Here is a 23,234-nt window from a genome sequence, read left to right on the forward strand (position 1 = left end):
AATGACCATTGGTCTGTTCGTCCTTACGCGCTTTAGTATCTTGTGCCGAATCTTACCTTTTCATTACCCTTTTGCATTATACGCGATTGACGTTTATACTGCAAAACGGTTTTTCCGGCGAAAATGCTACATTTTGTTTGCTTATGCACCCGATTGAATATCCCTGCCAATCAAGTCCCATACTGGAAGAAAAGAGAGGAGCCCGTTCCATGACCAAGCCAAATCAAAAGACCCGCAAACGCGGGTTCCCTGTACGAAAATTGTTTAAAAACCTGTCTCTGCTCGCCGTGCTCGCTATGCTTGCTACCGCTGCGGGATTGGTATATCTATACGCAACCAGCCTGCCCCTCGCAGACTCTGACCGGAATTCCAGATTACTGGACAGTCAGGGTGAAGTCATCGCTACCCTCTCCGCAGGTGGCAAAGACTCTGTACCCGTTCAACTGGAGGATATCGCTCCAGATCTGGTCAATGCCACTTTAGCTGTTGAGGACCGCAAATTCTATAATCACTACGGTTTCGACGTTCAAGGGATGGGACGGGCTGTGCTCGTTAACCTCGAACACATGCAGATGTCGCAGGGTGCGAGTACATTGACCCAACAGTTGGCGCGTAACCTGTATCTGTCTCATGAGAAAACATGGACTCGCAAAGCAAAGGAAGCCATGTACACGGCGCAATTGGAGATGAACTACAGCAAGGATGAAATTTTGCAGATGTATCTGAACGAAATCTATTATGGGCATGGTGCGTACGGAATTGAAGCGGCTTCACGAATGTATTTTGGCAAATCAGCCAAACAGCTGGATCTTGCAGAGAGTGCCATGCTGGCAGGAATCCCGAAAGGACCTACCTACTATTCACCCTATAACCATATGAAGAATGCCAAAGACCGACAGAAGATTGTGCTGAATGCCATGGCTGATATCGGCAAGATCACCCAGGCCGAAGCGGATAAGGCCTATGAGAAAATGCTTTCGTTCAAACCGGAGAGCGAGCGTAAAACGGTGGAAAGTGCCCCGTATTTCCGTGATTATATCCGGAATCTGGCCATCAAAGAGTTGGGAATCAGCGAAGCGATGCTGGACCATGGGGGATTGAACATCTACACCACCCTCGATCTGCGTGTACAAAAAGCAGCGGAAGACGCCATAGCGAAGGGTATGGATGCCAAAAGTGAGCTGGAGACGGCCCTCGTGTCCATCGACCCTCGTACGGGCTACATCAAAGCCATGGTAGGCGGCAAGAATTACCGTACCAATCAGATTAACCATGTTCTAGCGACAACGCGCCAGCCAGGTTCGGCGTTTAAACCGATTATGTATCTGGCAGCCCTTGAGTCCAAGCAGCTTACCAGTGCATCCATATTTAACAGTGAACCTACCCTTTTTCACTATGACAATGACCGCAAAACCTATAAACCCGGCAACTTTGGAGACAAGTATCTGGGTGAGATTGATCTAAGACAGGCGATCGCCGCTTCAGACAATATCTATGCGGTGAACACCATTATGCAGATCGGCCCTGAGCAGGTTGTGAGTATGGCAAAAAACCTCGGCATTACAAGCAACCTGAGCGCCGTACCTTCTCTTGCACTGGGAACGTCACCTGTCAGCCCGCTGGAGATGGCGTCGGCCTTTTCCGTCATTGCTGCTGGTGGACAACGGACGCCACCTGTCGCCATTCTGCAAGTAACAGATGCCGCAGGACGTGTACTCTATGAATCGCCTCAGACGAAGGCTGAGACCGTTGTGGAACCTGCGGCAGCTTATGTCCTAACTCGTTTAATGGAAAGTGTCTTCGAAAATGGAGGAACGGGTAACCGGGTGTCTAAGGCGATCAAACGTCCGGTAGCGGGAAAAACAGGAACAACCAACACGGATGCCTGGCTCGTTGGATTCACACCGGAGCTTTCCACCGCTGTATGGGTTGGTTACGATCAAGGCAAATCCATCTCGACTTCGGATGGCCGCCGGGCAGCACCGATCTTTGCCCAGTTCACAGAGCAGGCACTTGCGAGCGTACCACCCAAAATTTTCACCGTTCCTGATCATGTCGTAAGTGTCTATATTGATCCGGAATCCGGCAAGCTGGCAGGCAACGGTTGTGAAGAGAAACGATTGGAAGTTTTTATTGATGGTACTGAACCGACAGAGGTATGCCATGGCACAACGGATGATTCGGATTCTGGAGAAGATGAGAAGACCCGTCAGGTACAGAATCAACAAGGCATACAGGAAGAGAAACATTCTTGGTGGGGAGATTTCAAACGTTGGTGGGTAGAATGACGTAAATGCGCAATGACTTAGTTACGTCACCTATAACCCCTGGTTATATTGAACAATTGGTAATTCACTTCGGATGAAAACTCATAATTATTCAGATCGATGAATACGACTAAGGCACAAGCAAAAGACCCCCGACCTAACTTTCCGGTCAAGGGGCCTTTTGCTTTTTTCTTTTAGACTGTGTTGAAAGATCTGCCTTAGGCGAGTGCTTCCTTCAATACATCTGGAGAAGCATTCCACCAGTCTTCGTTGTGTGAGATCAGCAGTGTCTTAAGTGCAGCTCGAGCTTCAGGTCCAAGCTCATCCAACATGAAGCGACGCTTCAAGGCATAATCCATGCGATTCACATGTTCCGCCAGCAGTTTCCATCCACGTCTTGCTTCCGTATCAATCCACATCTCACATGCCGTTGCTCCACCATACAGTTGGCCTTCCTCCGTGCGATCGACAGCTACCCATACCAGCCATACCTGGCGTCCGTTGGGCACATCCTCACGATTGGTAGAGAACTTGATATTGCGTTCCACTTTGCTCTTCGCATGCATCGCACCAATATCGATTTTTGCTTCGCCATTATCAATAATGACCGGGGAAAGGTTATTCAGCTCAATGGAGCCTGCACCGAAGCCTTTATGCTTGCTTTTTGCACTAACGATATTCAAGGCAATCTGTTTTTTGCCGTTTTGCTCGTTTTGGTCCATGTTTATAACCTCCAAGGGTTGATACAAATATTTTAACTAATAATTGTCCCATTGCAAACATATACATGCTGTAGATGCTTGTCAACGGGAGGTATTTAACGATGATTCCACGACGCGCCAAGAGCTGGCTCACTGCATCCCTGGCCCTGTGTGTACTTGCCGGAGGGATATGGATCACTCTGGGTTATAATCGCTCAACTCATTCCGAATTGCCAGTACTCGCCCCCGAATCGGGCAAGCCTAAGGCAATAGCCCCAACGCCAGCACCTCCAGAAAGTGTACAGACCCCTACTGCCGAAGTGTACAGCAACCGTGTTGTGGAATATCACATGGATGTAAAACTGGTCGAAGGGAATGTACTGGAAGGGACTCAGACGATTACCTGGACACATCCAGGTAAAAAAACCGTCAGCGAGCTTTACTTTCATATGTATCCCAACGCCTTCTCTTCTGCTGACACCACCTTTATGAAGGAATCCGGTGGAAAGATTCGGGGTGATGTCATGCCTACCAATGGCTACGGCTCCATGAACATTACCGAAATGAAAACGGAGGACGGGCTCTCTCTGCTGCACCGGATGCAGTATGTGCAACCAGATGACGGAAATATCAAGGACACCACCCTCATTAAAGTACGCTTGCCCAAACCCGTCAAAGGCGGGGAAAGCATCACGCTCCACACCCGATTTGAAGTGAATCTGCCGAAGATTTTTGCCCGGATGGGAACTGCTGATAATTTTGTCATGGCAGGTCAATGGTTTCCCAAATTAAGTGCCTATGAACCTGTGGGCAGACGTGGACGAACAACGGAAGGCTGGAATCTGCACCAGTACCATGGCAATTCAGAGTTTTACGCTGACTTCGGTATATATAGTGTACGTATTCGGGTGCCTGAAACATACAAAGTGGCTGCTACCGGATTTCCGACGCAGCAAGCCGTGGTGAAGAATGGAGAAAAGGTCTATCAATTTTACGCCGATGATGTGCATGACTTCGCATGGGCAGCTTCACCGGATTTTGTCTACGCCGAGGAACCCTTCTCTGCACCCAATGTGCCTGGTGTACGAATCAAGTTATATCTGGACCCAGCTCATCAGGATCTGAAAGAACGTTATTTCTACGCCGCGAAGGCCGCGCTAGCCAATTATAGCAAATGGTTTGGCCCATATCCTTACGCCACCTTATCCATCGTAGTTCCACCCAAAGCGGGGAATGGCGCTGGAGGTATGGAATACCCTACGCTAGTTACGGCCTTTGGAGCCGATGACACTACGCCGGGTTATGACCTGGAACGTACCGTAGTCCACGAGATCGGACACCAGTACTTCTACGGCATGGTTGCCAGCAACGAATTCGAGGAAGCCTGGCTGGATGAGGGGTTCACCTCTTATGCAGAAGACAAACTAATGGAGCAGGAATACGGATTGATTCCGAATCTGCCGGTACAATCGGGACTGATTACGTCTCCTTCATCCTTAACACAAGAATCCTGGAAGTTTGATTCACAGAATGAGTATGCAGCCAATGTCTATACACGTGGCAAGCTTGTATTGCTTGGTATCGAACATCAAGTCGGTGCAAAAAAGATGGAACGCATTCTCTCTACCTATGTGAAGAAGTACCGTTTCAAACATCCCACTTCGGCTGATTTTCAGAACGTTGTGGAACAAGTGACCCGCACTTCCTGGTCTGATTATTTTGATCAATACGTTTATGGTAACGGGATGGCTGACTTTGCTGTAGAGAAGATTCGTGTTACGCCCGTTCAGAAAGATGGGCAAACATTGTACGAGTCATCCGTGACGATCGCGAAAAAAGGCAGTGACTACAGCGCCGTTCCTGTTCGCATTGCTTTTGAAGACGGGCATATCCTCACCAAGCAATGGAATGGCAAAGAAGATCGCATCACGTATAAATTAACTCACACATCCCCCGTATCCTGGGCCATGACCGATCCCCTGTACTCGATCGTGCTGGAGAACCGCCATATGAACAATTTCCTGAAATCCGGACTGGATGAGCGGGCGAAGTCCCGCTGGAGCATGAGTGTAACCAAACTAATAGAAGCCATATTCGGAGGTCTGTCATGGTGAGGTGGAAACGGTGAAAGCGAAAATACGTGAAGGCTGGTTTCTCGTCCGTCAGCATATGTTCATTGCCGCACTCTTATTTCTTTATCAACTCATTTGGGGATATTTCTTCTATCGAATGGTACAATCGGCGGTCATCCCACTGCTCCTGCGCTATCCAAATGCTGATGCCGGGGAGCTGAGTACAATTTTGTTCAAAATGGAAAGTCAACTTAACCTGTCTACCCATCCGGAGGTTCATCGTTATCTATGGATTCTCGGGGGCATGCTGCTGGTTCGCATGTTGATCAGCCCCCTCATTCAGGCAGGACTGCTCTACTCACTTCAGCACTTTAATTCTACAGAAGAGCGCATCCCCTTTATCCGCGGAATCAAAAATCTGTGGAAACCGATGCTGCTGCTCCACACCATACGTACTTTATTGATACTTCTGCCCGCCTACTGGCTCATTCCGAAGCTCTATTCGATTCTCATGGACGGATTTCATTCCCTTCAATTACTTTTGCCTGGTATACCTTATGTTGCTGCCTGGATTGTATATGGTTGGATCATCCACCATGCCATACTCTACATGCAGTTCGGTGTGTCGGCACCAGAAGGAGAAGGCGGGGCTCACGGTACCCTCAAAGCACTCTGGATTGCACTGCGTCATCTCATCGCTGTAATCGGCATTGCACTCCTGCTGGGCGGAGTACACCTGCTCGTCTTTGGGGCATTCACTACAGCCTCATGGTTATTAACGGGACTTACCGGACTTATACTACAACAGACGTATCCACTTGCCAGATGTCTATTGAGTCTGTGGAAAATATGCAGCCATTTCCGATTATGGCAGTCCAAAATATCCAAAGGTGAGAGCAGATAGTTTAAAAATTGTTACCATCACATGTTAAACTCATGGCCTAATATGTACTTATAAATAGGCAAACCTCAACCTTTCCCCGTCAAAGGTCGAGGTTTTTTTTGCTAAATTTGTTGCTAAACGTTGCCAAAGCCGTACTCCTCTGTTACAATAATCGCAGTGAGTTTTTAGTAACAACTTTGTAATCTTTACATTCATATTTGTAACTACTTAAAATTAAATCGTCATTTCTTGATTTCGCAGGTGCATAACTAGCATAGCCAAATTCCTGGCACCTGGGAAGCGGGGGAACCAGTTATGGGTGAATTGATCTTGCTACAGAGGGATCATAGGGGACCTTCAACCGAATCCTTAAGCTAACCTCGCAGGCGTTGGAAGGGGAATATCTCTTGTTCAAGAAGAAATTAACCGCAGCTGTACTTAGCATCACATTCGCTTTATCGCTTGGTGCAGGTAGCGCATTCGCAGATTCAAAGATGGACACAGTAATTGATTCAGCAATGGGAACTACATACAAAAGTGGGGGAACAACGCTTAACGGCTTTGACTGCTCCGGATTTACACGGTATGTATTCGACAAGTTGGGTATTGATTTGGCACGCCAATCCAGTTCCCAATTCGACATGGGCGATTCCGTATCCCGCATGGAGATGAGAGCTGGCGATCTGGTGTTCTTTAATACAACAGGTAAAGGCGTATCCCATGTAGGAATCTTTGTAGGGGATGGAAAGTTCGCACACTCCTCTTCTTCCAAAGGCGTTACGATCAGTGCATTGAGTGAAAACTATTGGGCCAATCGTTATGTTGGCGCAAAACGGATTATGAGCACGGACGCATATGAATCACTGGCCCTTGACTAGGGACAAGCTGAGCAACATGATGCTGTAACCATTAAACATACTGGAACGAAGCAAGAAGCATAACAGAACCGCCCGGTACATTCTCCGCAGGAATGTATCCGGCGGTTTTTTTGTGCTTCAATCCTTATTCATGTTGCAAGTTATACTCGGGGCATATCCTGCGACATCAACAGGTTCATTTTGCGTTCGTTCGTCCCCTTATGATGTTTTTACCCATCCCGTTATAATATAAACGAAATTACCGGAACTTTTGTTTCATTTTTTTTCTTGGGAAGGAAGACTTGCTAAATGAACATCACTTTTGTAGAGTGGACAAAGAGTTCTGTTTCAAGGAAAGGAGCGTGCAGATGTATGAATGAAGCCCCTGTAACGTTTCACGTTGTACCCATGCGAGAAGAACATGCGGAGCTTATCTGCAGTTGGCAGTATGATCCGCCTTACAATATCTACAGCTGGCTCCCCTGGGAGCAGATGAAAGCTCTGGAAGTGGAATTCGGAGATGCACAGCTGCGGCAGGAGCAATATGCGATCGTCCTGGATCAGAACGATCGTATATGTGGGTTTGCTCAATACTTCCCACTTCAAGGGGTAACCCGGATTGGCCTTGGCATGCATCCAGAGCTGTGTGGTCAGGGTCAAGGGACAGCGTTTGTCACTGCCATTGTACAAGAAGCTATTCGCCGAAATCCCACGAATGAGATTGATCTGGAAGTACTCACTTGGAATGCTCGTGCCATTCAAGTCTATCTGAAGAGTGGATTTGTCACCCAGGATACATACGAACGACAGACCCCCAGCGGCCTGAAGCCCTTTCACTGTATGGTTTATGAAGGGCCTCGCGGTTAGAATCCATTGCAAAACAACCAAAGTTGCCCCTTGTTATGTGATTAGTTCAAAAAATTCCCACAAAATGCTATGATGTCAGTACAGGTTCCGTTATAATGATATGGATAGTTTCAGGTTAGATGATCTTTCATTCTGGAGGGGACATAAGGGATGCACAAATGGATCATGAGCGGAGTATTTTTTGCAGCATGCGCTTTAGCTATTGTTTTAATGTTTACGCTTCCAGGGAAAGAAGAAGTGGCTGAAGAAGCCAAGCCAACCATGCCGGAAGTAACATTGGATGCCGGACAAGCTGAAGCACTGGTCAAAGCCAATTGTATCTCCTGTCACGGGGATCAGCTTCAAGGTGGCGTAGGACCTGCTCTGGCCAACATCGGCAGCCAGGATGATCTGGAGAAGATCTATTCTACGATTGTCAAAGGTAAAGGTGGCATGCCTTCCTTCAAGGGCAAACTGCAGGATGAAGAGATTGCAAATATCGCCATGTGGCTGTCAGAGAAGAAATAATCTCTGCATACGCATAACAAAGAAGCGCTTAATCCCCTTTTGGGAGAATAAGCGCCTCTTTGTTATATCAATGATTAAGCCTCTGCGGCATGCTCAGCCAGAAAGGCCTCAACTTCACGTGCGGACGGCATCCCGGACTGGGCGCCGAGTTTCGTCACGGATAACGCGGCCGCACCCATGGCGAAGCCTACGGCCGCGTCCAAAGTATCACCGCGCGCGAGGGCTACTGCCAGCGCGCCGTTGAAGCAATCGCCAGCGCCGGTCGTATCGACGGCGCGTACGGCGTAGCCGGGCGCACGGCACGCGCCGGCACGCCCTGCTTGTACGCGGCCACCAGACGCCGCCGCGTACACAGCCCCCTCGGGGCCGAGCGTCGTGACGACAGCGGCCCCGAGGGATGCGGCGAGCTCTGCGACCGCCGCATCCAGGTCTTCCGGCCGGAGATGATCCCGGCCGGTAAGCACGGCAAGCTCGCTACGGTTCGGCGTGACAACGTCGACGCACCGCAGGAGCTCCTGGGGCAGATCCGGCACCGCGGGAGCCGGGTTGAGCACCACCAGTGCGCTGCCTTCAGCCGCCAGTTGGGCGGCGCGGGTAACCGCTGGCAGCGGGATCTCCAGCTGCAGCAGCACCGCTGCGGCTGCAGTCAGGCTTTTTACCGTATCCGCCTCTTCCAGCATCTCAGGCACCACTTGCCCATTCGCACCAGGAATAACGATAATCCGGTTGTCTCCCCGAGAAAGCCAGATGGAAGCCGTCCCTGTAACCGTGTCTTCCAATATGCGAACCTGCGAGGCATCTGCACCACTTTCCGTCAGACTGTGCAGCAGACGTTCGCCAAAACCGTCCGATCCCACCGCACCAATCATCGTAGTCTGTCCACCCAGACGCGCAGCGGCAACAGCCTGATTTGCCCCCTTGCCACCAGCGAGATAATGCAGCTCCTCACCGCTCACCGTCTCTCCCTCTTCCGGAATCGTGTCTGTCTTCACCACAAGATCCATATTGAGACTGCCTACGACAGCAATAAGAGGTTGTTTCTGATTATAGTCTGACATGTATGGTTCACTCACTTCTGGCCGCGCGATAATAACTGACCTCGTTATTGCGACCTCATTTTGTCATAAGCTTCGTTATATTGCCCTGCTTCCTTGATATCTACAGATGTGATACCCCCCGCATCCCATGATGTGAGACGCAGCGTAACCGTTGTATAATCAATCGTAATAAAAGGATGATGATTGAATGCTTCCGAGATCGCAGCGACCTCATCCACAAATGCAATCCCTTTCATGTAGTTGGAGAACACGAATTTACGTACAATCCACCGTCCCTCTTCCAGTTCCCAGCCTTCCAGCCTTCCCAGATGAGCTTCGACTTCCTCTTGCGAAAAAACCATGCGTTATCTTCCTCCCCATAGGATGGTACATTACAGACATGCGTCCGTATAACCACCGACACCTTCGGTGCGATCAACAGCAACCTCAAAGGCCAGGCTCACCGCCATGCGGTTGGCCCATTTCACGACTAACATCTTACCACGGACAAGCTTCAAAATCCAATCAACTACGTGGCTTAGAACCAATAACCATAAGGCTTTGAGGGGAATTCCAATTCCATTTACACCCCTAAAAATGCATGTAAACACACTAAATTAAAGGTACAAATGTCAACTCTTCTTCCCCGATCAAAATATGAATGCGGTGCTGTTCCTTATCATGGATGACCACGCCACTTCCAACCGGAATAATGGACTCCTCGCCCAGCGCATAGAACAAATCCTCCGCCAACGCCTCATCCACTTCAAGTTGGTCAGATGCAGCCAGTCTCTCCCACTCTTCCGCGTCCATTTCAAAGAAAACATACCGATCCGGTATGCGTCCGATTGCCGTTGTCAGATCTGTCAAAATTCCTTCATAATCCCGTCCATGCTTTACGCCCATTGGCTTTTCACTCCTATTCGGCCCCTAAGGAGCGGATTTGATCTTATTATACCTGAAAATAGCCCTTAAAAAAAAAGGCCTTCTGGTCGATAAATACATATATGACCGTTTTAACTGTTTTAGCAACCGTAAGGAATGCCTAACATTGAACGGATTGCGGCCAAAAATTCGTCCGGAAGCCCGAACACAGCCGCTTGAAAGGATTCAATTTTATCTCATGGATGAGGTGTATGATGAACATTTCAACGATTATTGGACTAATTTTGGGGCTGGTCTCCCTTGTATTTGGTATGTTCTTGAAGGGTGCGCCCTTAATCAACCTGGTTAACAATCCCGCAGCCTACATTATTATCTTTGTTGGTACGGCAGGAACCATCTTTATCGCATTTCCGATGTCTGAAGTTAAAAAAATCCCTAAGCTTTTCGGGATTGTTTTCAAAAATCAAGTACTTATTGATCGCGTATCCCTGATCGGCACATTTATGGATTGGGCTTCCACTACCCGTCGTGAAGGTTTGCTTGCACTGGAATCAAAAGTAGAAGAGATTGACGATCAGTTCCTTCGTGGCGGTATGCGTATGATTATAGACGGCAACGATCAGGAATTTGTAAGTGATGTGCTCATGGAAGATATTCATGCTACAGAGGAGCGCCACCGTGGCAGTGCCTTGATCTTCGCTCAGGCGGGGATGTACGCACCAACGCTCGGGGTTCTCGGGGCCGTTGTAGGTCTCATCGCAGCACTTGCCGATCTCAGTGACATGGAGAAACTCTCCCATGCGATTGCGGCAGCATTTATCGCAACACTCCTTGGTATATTTAGTGGTTACGTGTTATGGCACCCGATGTCTAACAAGCTGAAACGGATGTCCAAGCAAGAAATGGAGATCAAGCTGATGATGGTTGAAGGACTGTTATCCATACAATCCGGTGTCTCCACCATCGCCATCAACCAAAAGTTATCCGTATTCCTGACACCTTCCGAACGTAAACAACTGGAAGAGAAGGAGGGATCACCAGGTGAAAAAGGCTAAGAAGCACGAACCACATGAAGAGCATATAGACGAGAGCTGGTTGCTTCCCTATTCCGACTTGATGACCTTGTTGCTCGCTCTGTTTATTGTATTGTTCGGTATGAGTTCAATCGATGCAGCTAAGTTCGAGCAGATGGCTTCCGCACTGAACAGTGCATTAAATGGAGGTTCCGGAATTCTGGACCATTCGTCCATGAATCCGGATACGCCAGGTGCTGATTTGGGTAAGAACAAACAGGAACCTACAGAAATCACCAAGAAAACACCAGCTCAGATTACAGATGCACAGATGGCTAAGAAAGAACAAGAAGACCTGGAGAAACTCAAAGAGCGACTCGACAAATATATCTCGAAGAACGGGCTCTCGGACCAGCTGAACACCAAGCTGAATCAGTCTGAATTGAAGATCACCATCAGTGATAACGCCCTGTTCTCCTCAGGCCGAGCAGATGTGAAGCCTGAATCACGATCCCTGGCCAAAGCAATCTCAAGCATGCTGCAGGAGTTCCCTGAATATGAAGTGGTTGTATCCGGTCATACCGATAATATTCCCATTTCGAACAACCAATATAAGGATAACTGGGATCTAAGCGCAGATCGTGCGCTCAACTTCCTGAAAATCCTGTTGCTGAACTCGCAATTGGACCCTTCCAAATTCACACCAAGTGGTTATGGAGAGTATCACCCAATTGCCAGCAATGACACCAATACTGGACGGGCACAGAATCGCCGTGTAGAGGTATCTATCATTCGGAAGTATCAAAGTAACAATACAAATGTAAAAGCCGTTGGCGGAGGAAACTAGAGGCCTGCAGCGATTCATTAACCAAAGACCGTTCTCCAGTTACAAGGAGAACGGTCTTTTGGGTTTATATAAGGCTTATGCCTGGTTCATCTACATATTTCCGTACTATTCGGTATTATTGACTAGTCTTCATTAACTCTGCATCAAAAAAGCCCTGCACTCCCTTACGGAAAGCAGAGCTTTAATCGGTTAAATTAGTCGAACTCGAATCAACTATTCCAGCGAATAGTCCAACAGACCGCCCAGCTCCGCTTTTTCAGCAGGGGTAAGCTCTCTCCATGAACCTGTCGCCATTTCTCCAAGATGGATGTTCATGATCCGAATACGCTTTAACTTACGAACCTCGTAACCAAAGGCACTACACATCCGCCGAATCTGACGGTTCTTTCCTTCAGTCAGGATGATACGGAATACTCGATCCGTCATCCGGGTCACTGTACAAGGCAGGGTCATTTCACCCAGGATCTTGACCCCAGTGCTCATACCTCTAAGGAAACTGGGGGTTACAGATCGATCAACAGTAACGATATACTCTTTCTCATGGCGCCCTTCTGATCTAAGAATCCGGTTAACGATATCACCATCATTGGTCATCAGGATCAAACCTTCTGAGTCCTTATCCAGGCGCCCAATTGGAAAGATACGTTCATCGTGTCCGACAAAATCAACGATATTGCCCTGAATATGCTGCTCGGTTGTGCTTGTGATCCCGATCGGTTTATTCAGCGCAATATATACGTGTTTTCTCTTTTCCTTGATCGGCTTGCCATTAATTCGTACATCGTCGCCTTCTTCTGCCTGACTGCCCAGCTCAGCCTTAACTCCATTAATGGTTACCTGACCACTATCCACCAACTTGTCGGCTTCACGCCGGGAGCAGTAACCTGTTTCACTAATAAATTTATTAATACGCAAAAGGTAATCTCACCTCATCTATTTCTCTTCATCTGTAAGTGTGTCATCTGTTACCTGATCTACCTCAATAACTTCCGGTTGTTGCTCGGATGCAGGCAGTTCAATAATAACCGTTGTTCCCTTGTTCATGACGCTTTTAATATCCATCATGCCCTTATGTGATTGAATAATGCGCTGACTGACCATCAGGCCAAGCCCTGTTCCAGACTCTTTATTCGTAAAGAAAGGCTCCCCAAGCTTGGGCATCATCTCTTCCGGGATACCGATCCCTTCATCCCTGATCTCAATTCTGACGCGTTTCGATTGCTCGTCATGCTTGAGCTTGATATGGATGTTTCCTCCATTTGGCATGGCCTCCATACCATTTTTCAGCAAATTGATGAATACCTGCTTCAATTGGTTCTCTTCACAGTGTACCATAGCCGAATCGGATGAGGCACGCAGTACAAATTCTACACCATGCAGATGCGCCTGACTATCCAGTAACGAGATGACATCGCCAAGAATAAAACGAATATCCCGATTCTGAAAATGAACCGCCTGCGGTTTCGCCAGAATCAGAAATTCACCAACAATAAGGTTGATTCGATCCAGCTCCGATAACATCAGATCCAGATGACGATGATTCAGCTTGTTGCTCTCTTGCTGTAACTGCAGGAATCCGCGCAGCGTGGTCAGTGGATTACGAATCTCATGTGCCACACCTGCTGCAAGCTGGCCCACGGTTGTTAGCTTCTCAGAACGTCTCAGCAGCTCTTCCATCCGATTACGACTTGTAATGTCCCTGGAGACACTAATGAGCGCGGTAATCTCTCCAGCCTCGTCTCGTACCGGAGCCGTACTGACACTGACCTCTACTCGGGTCCCGTCTTTCTTCATCCAGGTGGTTTCGTTGGACGTAATGGACATCCCCTCAACGAGTTGGGCATGCTGACGTTTCATTTCTTCTTCTGCCTCTGGCGGGATGATCTTCAGATTACGACCTTCCACCTCACGACTTCGAAAGCCATATAATTGTTCAAATGCCCGGTTAACCCGCAGCACTTTTCCTTCAAGATCCGTAATGTGAATGGCATCCGCTGTCTGATTGATGATGGATTCCAGATGCTCTTTCACCGCCCGATTCTCTTCATACATCTGTTTCAGACGGCTCGTATAATGGCCCAGATTACGAATCATGGCATTAATACGATTGGCCAGCTGGCCAAGTTCATCCTTCCTCCGGACTTTCAGACGGAAATCAAAGTGCCCATCCGCTACATCATTCACTTTGCCCAGTATGGATTGGATCGGACGTGTAATATACCCTGCGAGCAAATAGCTGCCAAAGATCACAATCTCCAGCAAAACCAACGATATGGAGGCATGGCTCACCAACTGCTCAGATACCATGGAGGATATTTGCTTATAGTCCATGACAATACTGATCACATAGGAAGACTGATTGGGTGTGAAAATCGGAATAAAACTCTTCAGTACCTTCTGTTCGTGCGTTTCACTGACAAAAGATACATTTTGCCCTGTTCGAATGGCGCGCACCACAGCACGATGATCCTCATCCGTAGAACCATACTGGTATGTACCAAAACGAATCGGTCTGTTATTCAACTTGCTAAAGTTCGAATCTCTTCCGTCATCACCCATGTTCGGGCTGCCAAAAGTTAACGGATTGATGCCTGTAATCTCCAGAATGGAGGGATTGACCTCACGAATTTTATTTAAAATCTCATCCGGACTAGAGATTTTCACATAGTCATCAACTTCCGTATTATTATAGAAGGGATTGATTATGTAGTTTCTCTTTCCATCATGGTAGTAACCCCAGATATCAATATCCGAAGGACTGGATGTCGAGTATTCGAATCCATCTGACCAGAAATGCTCCAACTTCTGCCCTTGGGGAATCGTCACCTGTTGTTTTTCAAACAACTGCTTAAATGCTTGATACCAATAAGTCATGGATTTGGTGGACAGCCCGATTTCTCTCGGATCTGAGGAGCGGCTAACAACGATGTCATCATCCGTCTGCTCCATTAACGAAATATGTGAGACGCCGACCTTTTGGCTCAAGCGTACAAGTTCTTCATTTGTGATATTATTAATATCCGGGTCCAATTCTTCCGCTGCCATGACAGCAGCAAGCCACAGATTGTTTCCAATCTGCCGTTTTACATAATCCGAACTGTATTGATTCTGTTCGACAGCAATTGCAATCTGCTTTGCAGTGAGCACCATCTTGGTTTCACTGTCCTGCCTCAGATTCTCTTCTGTAGTATAATAACTCAGTGCGATATTCAACACTAAAATAACGAGCACTGAGCACGACATAATCATGGATAATTTCGTTTTAATAGACAAGTTTTTTTGTTCACCTCTCGGCTTGTACCCTCTGGCGATATATGGCAAAACATATCTCCATCATAACGCTTGTATGTCTTTTTGAAAAGGATAATTGACCTGTGTCCAAAAGTTACCGAATGACTGAAAAGCTCGAAATTCGTTGTTTTTTGCATTTTCGAACTCTACAATGAAATTAATCACTATATTTATCCACATACCCACAGGCTTGTGGATAGTTTGTTTATAACTATGTGAGCAACTACACGGTTATCCACAATTCTATACACAACATGTTAACAACCCGAATATTTGTTCGCTGAATAAACGATTTTGGAAGGAGTTATATAGTAATGACTGACCATTTACTTCAGACCGATCTTGCGCATTTATCTGAGGAAGCTCAGCATGAGCACTGGATGCGGGAGGCCATTGCCGAGGCCTACAAAGCTGAGGCTCTTGGGGAAGTGCCGATTGGAGCTGTAATCGTACAAAATAACCAAATTATTGGTCGGGGATACAATCTGCGTGAAACTACACTGGATTCCACCGCCCATGCAGAGATGGTTGCTATTCGTCAGGCCAGCGAGACCATCGGAGCTTGGCGTTTGTTGGATTGTTCTCTGTACGTCACATTGGAACCTTGTCCAATGTGTGCAGGTGCAATTGTACAATCCAGGGTCCCCCGCGTTATCTATGGTACGGCTGATCCCAAGGCAGGCTGTGCAGGTACACTAATGAACCTGCTGCAAGAGCCTCGTTTTAACCATCGCACCGAGGTTATTGCGGATATCCTTCAGCCCGAATGCTCTACGATGCTAACTCAATTTTTCAGAAGTCTGCGCCAAAAGTTAAAGTAGTCACCGACTACAAACATCCCAATTAGAAAGGAAGTGTGCTGTAATGGCACTAACACTCTATGATACAGCCAATGGCATAAGCCTTCGGTTGCTCACCCCCCAGGATACACAGTCCTATCTGGACCTGATTCAGGTCACACGCGTCCCATACCAGTCTTTAGAACCCGTGCGAGACGATGAATTCTATACACTGGATGCTCAGACCCGGCGGATTGAAGATCGGGTCAAGGCAGCAGAAGATGGTACAGGATATCAATTTGGAATCTATACCATTCAAGACAGCCTGTTGATTGGACAAGTAAGTATCAACAATGTCGTATTGGGCGTTGCCAATTATGCGGATATGGGTTACTTTATCCATCCAGATTATCAGGGTGGCGGACGAATGACAGCAGCGGTTAAACTAGCCGTAGCATATGGCTTCCGTGCCTTGAAGTTAAATCGGGTTCAGGCTGCAGTATTACCCTCCAACAAAGGTTCACAGCGCGTACTGGAGAAGAACGGATTCCAGTTTGAAGGCACTGCTCGCAAATACCTCAAGATCAACGGCAAATATCAGGATCATCAGATCTATGCTGTACTTGCTGAAGACTTGGACGAACTTGCAAACTAATTAAGAAGAAACGTATCCTCTCAACCGTCTGCATTCCAATTCAACAATATACAAGTTTAATGTACAAAACCGCACTACCCTAGTTATGTAGGAGAGAGTGCGGTTTTATTTGTATAGATCACCAGCCACGATTCAACATCAAAGATCAACTATTTTGCGTACATCCCCTCTTACGCTGTCTAACAAAAAAAACCGCCTGTACCCAAGCGGAAGGAGATTATCCTTCACTTGAATCACAGACGATTTGAACTCAGCGAGATTAGTATCCGTATGAAGCGTTCATCAGTTCTTCGAACTCTTGCATAGTAATTACGTCATCGCCAGTAGGGATGTTGATTTTGAATGCTGCTTTTTCGTTAATCTTAGTGTACGTATTGGAACCGGTAAATGCCAATTTCACTTCGTCTTTTGTACCTTCTGGCTTGATCAGCACATCAGCGACCATCTTTTGATATACAGGGAAGTCGTTTTTGTCCAATGCGAAATCGATGTTGAATTGGTTGATTGTCAGAACATCTTTCAATTTATCCAAGTCTTTAGCCATTTCAGCCTGATCTGCTTCAGTGATCTTCAGATCTTCTTTAGCTTTGTCGATATCAGCCTGATCCATTTGCAGCATTTCACGATATTCCTCTTTGGACAGAATATCCAATACTTTAGGCATAGCTTTTGTTACCAGTACAGTAACTGCTTCTTTAACATTGTCATTATTCACTGAGAATTGTACAACTTGCTTCGCATCTACACCTTCAGGAAGTTTTGCATCTTTGGTGTCTAGATTTTTGAAGAATTTAGCTTGATCGTACTCGCTCAGCACTGCGTCCATGACTTCGTTGCTCAGCTTTTGAGTTTTGGCTGCGTCCATAGCATCAGGGTTCCATTCCGTACCCTCTTGCTCAGCCAGTTCTTTCAGGTCCAACTCTAGGAACTTGTTAACAACATTCTCCGGAATCGGGAAGAACGGAATATTCGGCACTTTCACATAGAGTTTCTCTGCCGTCATCACCATTGGGATGTTAAAGGTCATACCCATGTCGCCTTTAAGCTCGATGCCAAGAGTCATCTCTGTCTGCATTGGCTCACTTTGGTATACACCTGTTACATTCAACTGAGCATCCTTCAGCATGCTCATAAACTGAGTCATGGTAGGATCAGTTTGTGAAGCATCCCCAGGTTTATAGCTCAATTCATTAATAGTGAAATTAGAACTCATTTCATACGAAGTCAATTTGGAAGCATTGGCCGCAGCCGTCTTCAATGCCTCTTTTGGTTCCTGCTTGCTGCTACATGCTGTCAATGCCATAGATACGGTCAACAGCAACGTGAGAAGAAGCGCCCCCATACGTTTAGTCATTTGTTTCTCTCCTCTCGTGATAACCCCAAAAAAAAGTAATTCAATATCAATGATATACCATATCACCAGATACCGAAACCTAATTTGGGAAAAATGTGATCTTTCCTCTTTAAAATGGCTACAAAGACCTATGTCAGCTTTGGGAATAACCATGTGCCTGTCTTTATATATGTATGAATACGCAAAAGCCCCTTGTTAGGTAACAAGGGACTTTTGCGTGAATCTGTTTCTTCTATTAACCTTGAGGATTCAAATGATCCACATGATTTTGATTTTTTACTTTTTTGGAACCGGATAATGGTTCCTGCATGGAAGAGCGTTTGGATGAATGACGATGCTGTTCGGATGCTTGCGCTTCCGGTACGGGAATTGTTTTTGGTTTGCTCATATTATTGCCCCCTCATCATTGTTAGGAATGGGATGGGTCCCTATCTTCCGTTTTGTCATGATTCAGTGCATCCTGATGACGGCGATCATTAATATCTTGCTGAATTTGCTGGGCATGATGACTGTTTACGGCAGGCTGCTCCAGATCATCGACTACATTTTGCAGGTTTTTGTCTACTCCCGCTTTGGCTTTAGTCAATTGAGTTCACTCCTTCAGATTTCAGGCTATTATCTCGTCTGGGATTGTAACGACTGGGCGCATTCATGAATGTGCCGTGTATAATCGTGAGCCAGTTCCTGAATCGGTTCTGTACGCTCATCCGTCGTTCGTCCATCCCGTTCCACATCAATCAGCTGTACGCTGACTTCACGGGAATCGACATATGCACATTTGAAATCAAAAGAGTACATCTCGTGCCCTGCTGTAGCAATGTGTATCCGAATCGCCTGCTGATCGGCTTCATCGGCCATTACCTGAGCCTGGTCTCCAACATTCAGGACTTGAGGCAAACGTTCTTGCCAAGCCCCTACAAGCTCTGTCTGATCGATGTTTAACTCGCGGTTCATCTTACCACCTCCACTCCTATAAAGTGCGGCGATGAAGATGTTTTTATACATATTAGCCTTATTCAAAATATAAAGTTGTACTGAGCAACGTATACATCGGTCACCAACCTGTATGCTCACTACGCTGGACAAACTCACAACGCAAAAAAGGACCCGAGCGAGATCGCTCGAATCCTTGTTATAAGTGTAGTATGGCGGAGAGGGTGGGATTCGAACCCACGTGGAGTTGCCCCCTAACGGTTTTCAAGACCGCCCCTCAATGTAAAACACCATCATCCTATATAGTGATTGACTTTATAGCACTTTATTATTGAACCGCTTTAGCGGTCTGCGTTAAACGTTTTTTAGGTATATGACCGTTGGATTGATACAATTTATTTTCTTCTTAAATATAAATCAATATTTTTATTATAAAAATTCTATTACTCTGCAAGATTCAAAGCCTTATACTCAGCATACCATCTACTTCCATATTGCTTGACCAACTTTGATTGGAAGTGCCTTGATAATTTCTTTGAATGCTTCCAGTTCTGTTTTAGGGGATTTCCAAACGTAATTCTCCAACATTTCTGGTATGACACCTTTAATACCTTGTCCATCTTCAAACTGTAATGTAATAATTGTAAACTGCTTTCTGCTTAGCTTTTCATTTAATGCGTAGTCGATTTCACTTTCTAAATATTGTTCGTCCTTAAATTCCGGAGTAATAAAAAAAACTACTGCACAAGATTGTTTGAACCCTTGCCGAATTGACCTCATTAATTGAACCCCAGCAGGCATATCTTCTTCATCCATCCATGGGTCAAACCCAAGTTCTTTTAAAAGTTGGTAATGCTTTCTGACCATTGGTTTGTTGGCTCCCTTGTGACTTAAAAACACTTTTTTGGGGGCTTTTTCACGTATTTCGTCTTCTGAGATAGTCAAACTAAAAATTCTGACGTCTCCTAACCCATCTTCATAAGTTGGGGAAACATTTATTAAGCCATTCATCCATTGACATTGACTAAAAATAGAGGGATACGCAGTTCCAAGTTTTTTTAAATTAATGAAGTATATACCGTTCTCATTTGAAATCCAATCTTTCGTTTTAATTATCTTGTTAACTACATACTCTATTTCACTGTCATGAATATTATTTGTAAAAAAGTAATCAATAGATAAACCATCATTAATATGATGGTCTTCATGATTAGTTAATGTCACATGTGTTTCATTTTTATCCTCAACAGTAACTGAAATTTTTCTCATGTAAGAATTTCTCCATTTTCTTTAAGATAATTTTGATAAAAGCGGTTAAAAGACTGTGCTACATTTAACGTATCATCAATACTAGCAGTTCCATCTACATTAAGATGATTATTTCGAAACGTTAAAACAGAATCACTGTTTTTAGGTTGTAATTTGATGTACTCAAAGTTGATTTCAGGTATTTTTAAAGCTTGTTTATACTCACTTGAATAATTTAATCCTTCACCGTAGATTAAGAACTTATCGAAATATTCATAATCGTCATCACCTTCAATAAACATCTCGAGCAAATTGTTACTAAATTCATGCTCAAAAAAGTACTCTATCAATTTTTTATTTGTTAGTTGAATAGGCATTAGACAGTCTGGTAGCGAATGACCCACTTCAAAACGCTTAATATGATGATTATTTTGACTTTCGTCTTTCAATATAATCCAAAAGATAGAGTCAAACATTAACAATATAATATTTTCGTATGAAACTGAAATAAACTTTTCTTCAAAACCATTCTGCTTAACACAAACTTTACTGTTATAATCCTTTTTGAGATGATTTAAGAAATGAATGATATTTTTTCTATTTTCTCTTTTCATTTTATACTGGAACACTATTAATTCATTCATATTCCCACTTCTCTTTTCAATTATCGGATATTAAATACCAATACCTAGCATTTTTTTTATTTTATCCTCGTTTTTTAAAGCACTATCCATTAAGCTCCCAATAAAAACATCTTTTAAGTCTTTGTATGCATCTTTAACAATATCTTTAATTGTATGTTCATTATTTTCAATATAAATTCTCAATGCATTTATTTTGCTTTTATCATTCACAATTCCAGCCAATATTATATGTTTTCGTGGAATTTCATTTGCATCCAAAGTTGTGTAAACAAGTTTAAACTCAATTTGGAGAATAACTCGTTTACTAAGTATATGCGTCTTGACTTCTGATTTATTAAACAAATCTCCAATATCACAACCATAAGCTTGACTTTTAATTCTATCCTTCAAATCCTTATTCAGTGAATCTTCGTGGTCGAATTTAATGTCAACACATTGAAAGCTACTAAAGCTTGTTGAGTTTTCAATTTCCAAAAATAAATCCAGCAATTTGATAGTGTTAGGGTTTATATTGTCATAAACTTTGGCTGACCTTCCATCTTCACTGAAGGAGAATTTAAGATGTTTACTCATTTTAGGTGTGGTTAGCTTAATTTTAGTGTGTTTATCATCCGCTAAAGAAATAAGAAAATTCGAAACAATAGTCTTTACCGAATTGAATTTCACTGAGTTAGATGTCTGAAAATATACGATTTGTTTATCAAAATATATCTCCACTATGACCTGATGTACCTCGAAATAATTCTTGCTCAACATATTTTGACTGTTATAAACAAATCGCTCGTTTCTTCTTGTGAATTTAAAAAGACTTCCTTTAGAATTAGAGCCAAAATCGAGTAACTCAATGTCTGCATTAAAAGTATTTCTATCCGAATCTCTATCTTGCTCAAGGTTCTTTTTCCATTCTAAAATTTTACTATTTAGCGTGACTTCACTTATATCTGTGAATTTATAATTAAATGACATAAAAAAACCATCTGTTGTGTCCAACTCTGGATTGAATGCCGCTTGTCTAAACTGATGGAATATTTCTTTAGATAACATTCCATCCCCAAAGCTCTTCTCGAGAGCATAGGTAACTTCACTAACCTTTTGTGCATCAGACGGTATTTTAATTTTATATTTGTTTATGATAGATGTTAACTCCCGCTGATTTAACAATTTTAAAGAATGTCTAAAAGTTGTGATTTCATCTACAGATGGCTTTATTGTTACTAACGGACTAATACTTCCACTGACTTTCATATTTGAAATACTATTTTCCTTAACTTCATGGTTACCTACAATCAGCATTGAATTTTCAGGATTCATCATATTATAAGTCCTTCTTCCCGTCATCTAGTAGAAATTGTAGGTATATTATCTCATATTCTAATTAGTAAATCATCAATATTTTCCATTATCAGAAGATATTAAGCTTATTTGTCGGGACAGATTGTTATCATATTTTATCATAGCAAGAAATTAAGAACAAGTGTTCCTGTTACTTTTAAGTATCTTCATACAAATATTAAGACTACATTCCGTTACAGTTTTCAGAATGAATAGCTTTTGATAATATACCTTATCTGAAGTGAGGGAGGGGGATATTCGCCGGAACGGAATCAGAACGAGGAAGTTAGGGCTACGCAGGGTCACACACACAAATTCTGGTTTACTAGGTATATTTTTTCAAATAAAGTATAAGTCATGATTATGTATCCATCGGTTCCAGCGGCAATATTCTGCTAAGCTCATAACATTCTTCTATCTGAATCTTAGCGCCCTCCACCAATAGGAATAATTAGGTCAGCGCTTAGATTTAGACGACTTGCATAAGATATATTTTATCCATTGGCAAGCAGAGTGTAGTTTTAATTAGTACGTCGTCATATTGTCTATTCCTCTGCCAATGTAAATTCGATTTTACACACGCGGCATATATGTCATTCTAGTTCAGGCGGCAAGTACCCTAACGATTCAACTAAGATGTCTGGGTACTTCAATCATATATATGTTATATCATTATCTCAGCTATATATTCTTTGCTAATGCCTATAATCTGAATCGTCAAGACAGACATATTGAATAAGATTTACAATTACTTGCTTCGCTTCGCGGTAAAAAGATTGTTTGGGTAATAATCAACCTAACACCTTTGCCTAAGGTTATAACTTTAATAATTATATCTCTCTTCTAAGATAAGAGAGATACTACTTTCGGGGAATCACTTAAACCCTTACTTGTCCTGTCGATTATTAATAAATTCAACGAAGTCTTCTTTTGTATCCGTTCCTAGTGTAGCCCTATCTAATCTGCGGGCTAACTCGTAGTTAGCATCGAATGGTCCCTCATATCTATAAGGAGGTATCTCGTCTTCTTGAATGTTGAACGAGACGTTTCCAAGACTGAAGG

The 23,234-nt window shown here is 44.4% G+C and carries 24 protein-coding genes and 1 riboswitch; of the genes, 10 read left to right on the forward strand and 14 right to left on the reverse strand.

All coding sequences use genetic code 11. The features are described from left to right. Positions 1–209 precede the first annotated feature (209 nt). Positions 210–2,288 carry a transglycosylase domain-containing protein gene (locus ACDJ59_RS25490; RefSeq protein WP_413406620.1) on the forward strand — a complete coding sequence of 693 codons (2,079 nt, stop codon included), beginning with the start codon at positions 210–212 and terminating at the stop codon, positions 2,286–2,288. Between the two features lie 197 nt (positions 2,289–2,485). Here ACDJ59_RS25490 and ACDJ59_RS25495 read toward each other — a convergent pair whose 3' ends face one another. Further along, positions 2,486–2,989 carry a YwhD family protein gene (locus ACDJ59_RS25495; RefSeq protein ID WP_017691308.1) on the reverse strand — a complete coding sequence of 168 codons (504 nt, stop codon included), beginning with the start codon at positions 2,987–2,989 and terminating at the stop codon, positions 2,486–2,488. A 101-nt stretch (positions 2,990–3,090) separates the two neighbouring features. On the opposite strand from ACDJ59_RS25495, the gene ACDJ59_RS25500 reads away from it, so the two are divergent. The 5 genes from ACDJ59_RS25500 (at position 3,091) to ACDJ59_RS25520 (ending at position 8,154) form a co-directional block, all read left to right on the forward strand. Further along, entirely contained in the window at positions 3,091–5,082 is a 1,992-nt protein-coding gene (locus tag ACDJ59_RS25500; RefSeq protein WP_413406621.1) for a M1 family metallopeptidase, read from the forward strand. 10 nt (positions 5,083–5,092) lie between these two features. Beyond that, on the forward strand, positions 5,093–5,944 hold the full coding sequence (locus tag ACDJ59_RS25505) for a hypothetical protein (protein ID WP_413406622.1): 852 nt from the start codon (positions 5,093–5,095) through the stop codon (positions 5,942–5,944). Positions 5,945–6,189: 245 nt separating this feature from the next. Next, a riboswitch (cyclic di-AMP (ydaO/yuaA leader) is annotated at positions 6,190–6,327 on the forward strand. 3 nt (positions 6,328–6,330) lie between these two features. Beyond that, positions 6,331–6,801, forward strand: a complete 471-nt coding sequence (locus ACDJ59_RS25510) for a C40 family peptidase (RefSeq protein WP_036607285.1) — start codon at positions 6,331–6,333, stop codon at positions 6,799–6,801. A gap of 351 nt (positions 6,802–7,152) precedes the next feature. Next, positions 7,153–7,647 carry a GNAT family N-acetyltransferase gene (locus ACDJ59_RS25515; RefSeq protein ID WP_413406623.1) on the forward strand — a complete coding sequence of 165 codons (495 nt, stop codon included), beginning with the start codon at positions 7,153–7,155 and terminating at the stop codon, positions 7,645–7,647. 150 nt (positions 7,648–7,797) lie between these two features. After that, positions 7,798–8,154, forward strand: coding sequence for a c-type cytochrome (locus ACDJ59_RS25520; protein WP_036607288.1), 357 nt, complete (start codon positions 7,798–7,800; stop codon positions 8,152–8,154). 74 nt (positions 8,155–8,228) lie between these two features. On the opposite strand, the gene rbsK is transcribed toward ACDJ59_RS25520, so the two are convergent. From rbsK to ACDJ59_RS25540, 4 genes are all read right to left on the reverse strand, one after another. Beyond that, positions 8,229–9,212, reverse strand: coding sequence for a ribokinase (gene rbsK / locus ACDJ59_RS25525; RefSeq protein WP_413406624.1), 984 nt, complete (start codon positions 9,210–9,212; stop codon positions 8,229–8,231). Between the two features lie 44 nt (positions 9,213–9,256). Then, entirely contained in the window at positions 9,257–9,553 is a 297-nt protein-coding gene (locus ACDJ59_RS25530; protein ID WP_017691315.1) for a 4a-hydroxytetrahydrobiopterin dehydratase, read from the reverse strand. 30 nt (positions 9,554–9,583) lie between these two features. Then, positions 9,584–9,739 carry a hypothetical protein gene (locus tag ACDJ59_RS25535; RefSeq protein WP_413406625.1) on the reverse strand — a complete coding sequence of 52 codons (156 nt, stop codon included), beginning with the start codon at positions 9,737–9,739 and terminating at the stop codon, positions 9,584–9,586. 64 nt (positions 9,740–9,803) lie between these two features. After that, complete coding sequence (locus ACDJ59_RS25540) at positions 9,804–10,097, reverse strand: hypothetical protein (protein WP_413406626.1); 294 nt, start codon at positions 10,095–10,097, stop codon at positions 9,804–9,806. Positions 10,098–10,330: 233 nt separating this feature from the next. Here ACDJ59_RS25540 and motA point away from each other — a divergent pair, with 233 nt between their 5' ends. Together motA and motB are read left to right on the forward strand one after the other, a co-directional pair. Then, on the forward strand, positions 10,331–11,131 hold the full coding sequence (gene motA / locus ACDJ59_RS25545) for a flagellar motor stator protein MotA (RefSeq protein WP_036607291.1): 801 nt from the start codon (positions 10,331–10,333) through the stop codon (positions 11,129–11,131). Next, positions 11,118–11,936: a flagellar motor protein MotB gene (gene motB, locus ACDJ59_RS25550; protein WP_036607292.1), complete on the forward strand. Its 819-nt coding sequence runs from the start codon at positions 11,118–11,120 to the stop codon at positions 11,934–11,936. Before motA ends, motB begins: the two co-directional genes overlap by 14 nt. 213 nt (positions 11,937–12,149) lie before the next feature. On the opposite strand, the gene rluF is transcribed toward motB, so the two are convergent. Next, positions 12,150–12,851 carry a 23S rRNA pseudouridine(2604) synthase RluF gene (gene rluF / locus ACDJ59_RS25555; protein ID WP_036607293.1) on the reverse strand — a complete coding sequence of 234 codons (702 nt, stop codon included), beginning with the start codon at positions 12,849–12,851 and terminating at the stop codon, positions 12,150–12,152. Between the two features lie 18 nt (positions 12,852–12,869). Continuing rightward, on the reverse strand, positions 12,870–15,209 hold the full coding sequence (locus tag ACDJ59_RS25560; RefSeq protein WP_413406627.1) for an ATP-binding protein: 2,340 nt from the start codon (positions 15,207–15,209) through the stop codon (positions 12,870–12,872). A 332-nt stretch (positions 15,210–15,541) separates the two neighbouring features. On the opposite strand from ACDJ59_RS25560, the gene tadA reads away from it, so the two are divergent. Beyond that, positions 15,542–16,048, forward strand: coding sequence for a tRNA adenosine(34) deaminase TadA (tadA, locus tag ACDJ59_RS25565; protein ID WP_413406628.1), 507 nt, complete (start codon positions 15,542–15,544; stop codon positions 16,046–16,048). Positions 16,049–16,091: 43 nt separating this feature from the next. Then, positions 16,092–16,661 (forward strand): GNAT family N-acetyltransferase, encoded by a 570-nt coding sequence (locus ACDJ59_RS25570; protein ID WP_413406629.1) that lies wholly within the window; start codon positions 16,092–16,094, stop codon positions 16,659–16,661. Positions 16,662–16,920: 259 nt separating this feature from the next. Here the strand turns inward: ACDJ59_RS25570 and ACDJ59_RS25575 are convergent, their stop codons facing one another. The 7 genes from ACDJ59_RS25575 to ACDJ59_RS25605 form a co-directional block, all read right to left on the reverse strand. Further along, positions 16,921–18,015, reverse strand: a complete 1,095-nt coding sequence (locus ACDJ59_RS25575; RefSeq protein WP_036607295.1) for a hypothetical protein — start codon at positions 18,013–18,015, stop codon at positions 16,921–16,923. Positions 18,016–18,250: 235 nt separating this feature from the next. Then, positions 18,251–18,403 carry a small acid-soluble spore protein P gene (locus ACDJ59_RS25580; protein WP_036607296.1) on the reverse strand — a complete coding sequence of 51 codons (153 nt, stop codon included), beginning with the start codon at positions 18,401–18,403 and terminating at the stop codon, positions 18,251–18,253. Between the two features lie 21 nt (positions 18,404–18,424). Further along, a complete protein-coding gene (locus tag ACDJ59_RS25585) occupies positions 18,425–18,601 on the reverse strand; it encodes a hypothetical protein (protein WP_017691325.1) in 177 nt (58 codons plus the stop codon). A 29-nt stretch (positions 18,602–18,630) separates the two neighbouring features. Further along, positions 18,631–18,969, reverse strand: coding sequence for a hypothetical protein (locus ACDJ59_RS25590; protein WP_036607297.1), 339 nt, complete (start codon positions 18,967–18,969; stop codon positions 18,631–18,633). Positions 18,970–19,431: 462 nt separating this feature from the next. Next, positions 19,432–20,217: a toll/interleukin-1 receptor domain-containing protein gene (locus tag ACDJ59_RS25595; protein ID WP_413406630.1), complete on the reverse strand. Its 786-nt coding sequence runs from the start codon at positions 20,215–20,217 to the stop codon at positions 19,432–19,434. Further along, a complete protein-coding gene (locus ACDJ59_RS25600) occupies positions 20,214–20,840 on the reverse strand; it encodes a hypothetical protein (protein ID WP_413406631.1) in 627 nt (208 codons plus the stop codon). The genes ACDJ59_RS25595 and ACDJ59_RS25600 overlap by 4 nt, the downstream gene beginning before the upstream one ends. A gap of 30 nt (positions 20,841–20,870) precedes the next feature. Further along, entirely contained in the window at positions 20,871–22,154 is a 1,284-nt protein-coding gene (locus ACDJ59_RS25605; protein WP_413406632.1) for a hypothetical protein, read from the reverse strand. Between the last annotated feature and the right edge of the window lie 1,080 nt (positions 22,155–23,234).

This window comes from Paenibacillus amylolyticus, assembly GCF_047302515.1.
Lineage (GTDB): Bacteria > Bacillota > Bacilli > Paenibacillales > Paenibacillaceae > Paenibacillus > Paenibacillus amylolyticus_G.

Excerpts from the sequence above, each read along its gene's own strand:
- ACDJ59_RS25495 (WP_017691308.1), bottom strand. The coding sequence starts at position 2,989 with ATGGACCAAAACGAGCAAAACGGCAAAAAACAGATTGCCTTGAATATC.
- motA (WP_036607291.1), top strand. The coding sequence starts at position 10,331 with ATGAACATTTCAACGATTATTGGACTAATTTTGGGGCTGGTCTCCCTT.
- ACDJ59_RS25570 (WP_413406629.1), top strand. The coding sequence starts at position 16,092 with ATGGCACTAACACTCTATGATACAGCCAATGGCATAAGCCTTCGGTTG.
- ACDJ59_RS25600 (WP_413406631.1), bottom strand. The coding sequence starts at position 20,840 with ATGAATGAATTAATAGTGTTCCAGTATAAAATGAAAAGAGAAAATAGA.
- ACDJ59_RS25520 (WP_036607288.1), top strand. The coding sequence starts at position 7,798 with ATGCACAAATGGATCATGAGCGGAGTATTTTTTGCAGCATGCGCTTTA.
- ACDJ59_RS25530 (WP_017691315.1), bottom strand. The coding sequence starts at position 9,553 with ATGGTTTTTTCGCAAGAGGAAGTCGAAGCTCATCTGGGAAGGCTGGAA.
- ACDJ59_RS25515 (WP_413406623.1), top strand. The coding sequence starts at position 7,153 with ATGAATGAAGCCCCTGTAACGTTTCACGTTGTACCCATGCGAGAAGAA.
- ACDJ59_RS25575 (WP_036607295.1), bottom strand. The coding sequence starts at position 18,015 with ATGACTAAACGTATGGGGGCGCTTCTTCTCACGTTGCTGTTGACCGTA.
- ACDJ59_RS25605 (WP_413406632.1), bottom strand. The coding sequence starts at position 22,154 with ATGATGAATCCTGAAAATTCAATGCTGATTGTAGGTAACCATGAAGTT.
- ACDJ59_RS25500 (WP_413406621.1), top strand. The coding sequence starts at position 3,091 with ATGATTCCACGACGCGCCAAGAGCTGGCTCACTGCATCCCTGGCCCTG.
- tadA (WP_413406628.1), top strand. The coding sequence starts at position 15,542 with ATGACTGACCATTTACTTCAGACCGATCTTGCGCATTTATCTGAGGAA.
- ACDJ59_RS25590 (WP_036607297.1), bottom strand. The coding sequence starts at position 18,969 with ATGAACCGCGAGTTAAACATCGATCAGACAGAGCTTGTAGGGGCTTGG.
- ACDJ59_RS25595 (WP_413406630.1), bottom strand. The coding sequence starts at position 20,217 with ATGAGAAAAATTTCAGTTACTGTTGAGGATAAAAATGAAACACATGTG.
- ACDJ59_RS25490 (WP_413406620.1), top strand. The coding sequence starts at position 210 with ATGACCAAGCCAAATCAAAAGACCCGCAAACGCGGGTTCCCTGTACGA.
- ACDJ59_RS25580 (WP_036607296.1), bottom strand. The coding sequence starts at position 18,403 with ATGAGCAAACCAAAAACAATTCCCGTACCGGAAGCGCAAGCATCCGAA.
- rbsK (WP_413406624.1), bottom strand. The coding sequence starts at position 9,212 with ATGTCAGACTATAATCAGAAACAACCTCTTATTGCTGTCGTAGGCAGT.
- ACDJ59_RS25540 (WP_413406626.1), bottom strand. The coding sequence starts at position 10,097 with ATGGGCGTAAAGCATGGACGGGATTATGAAGGAATTTTGACAGATCTG.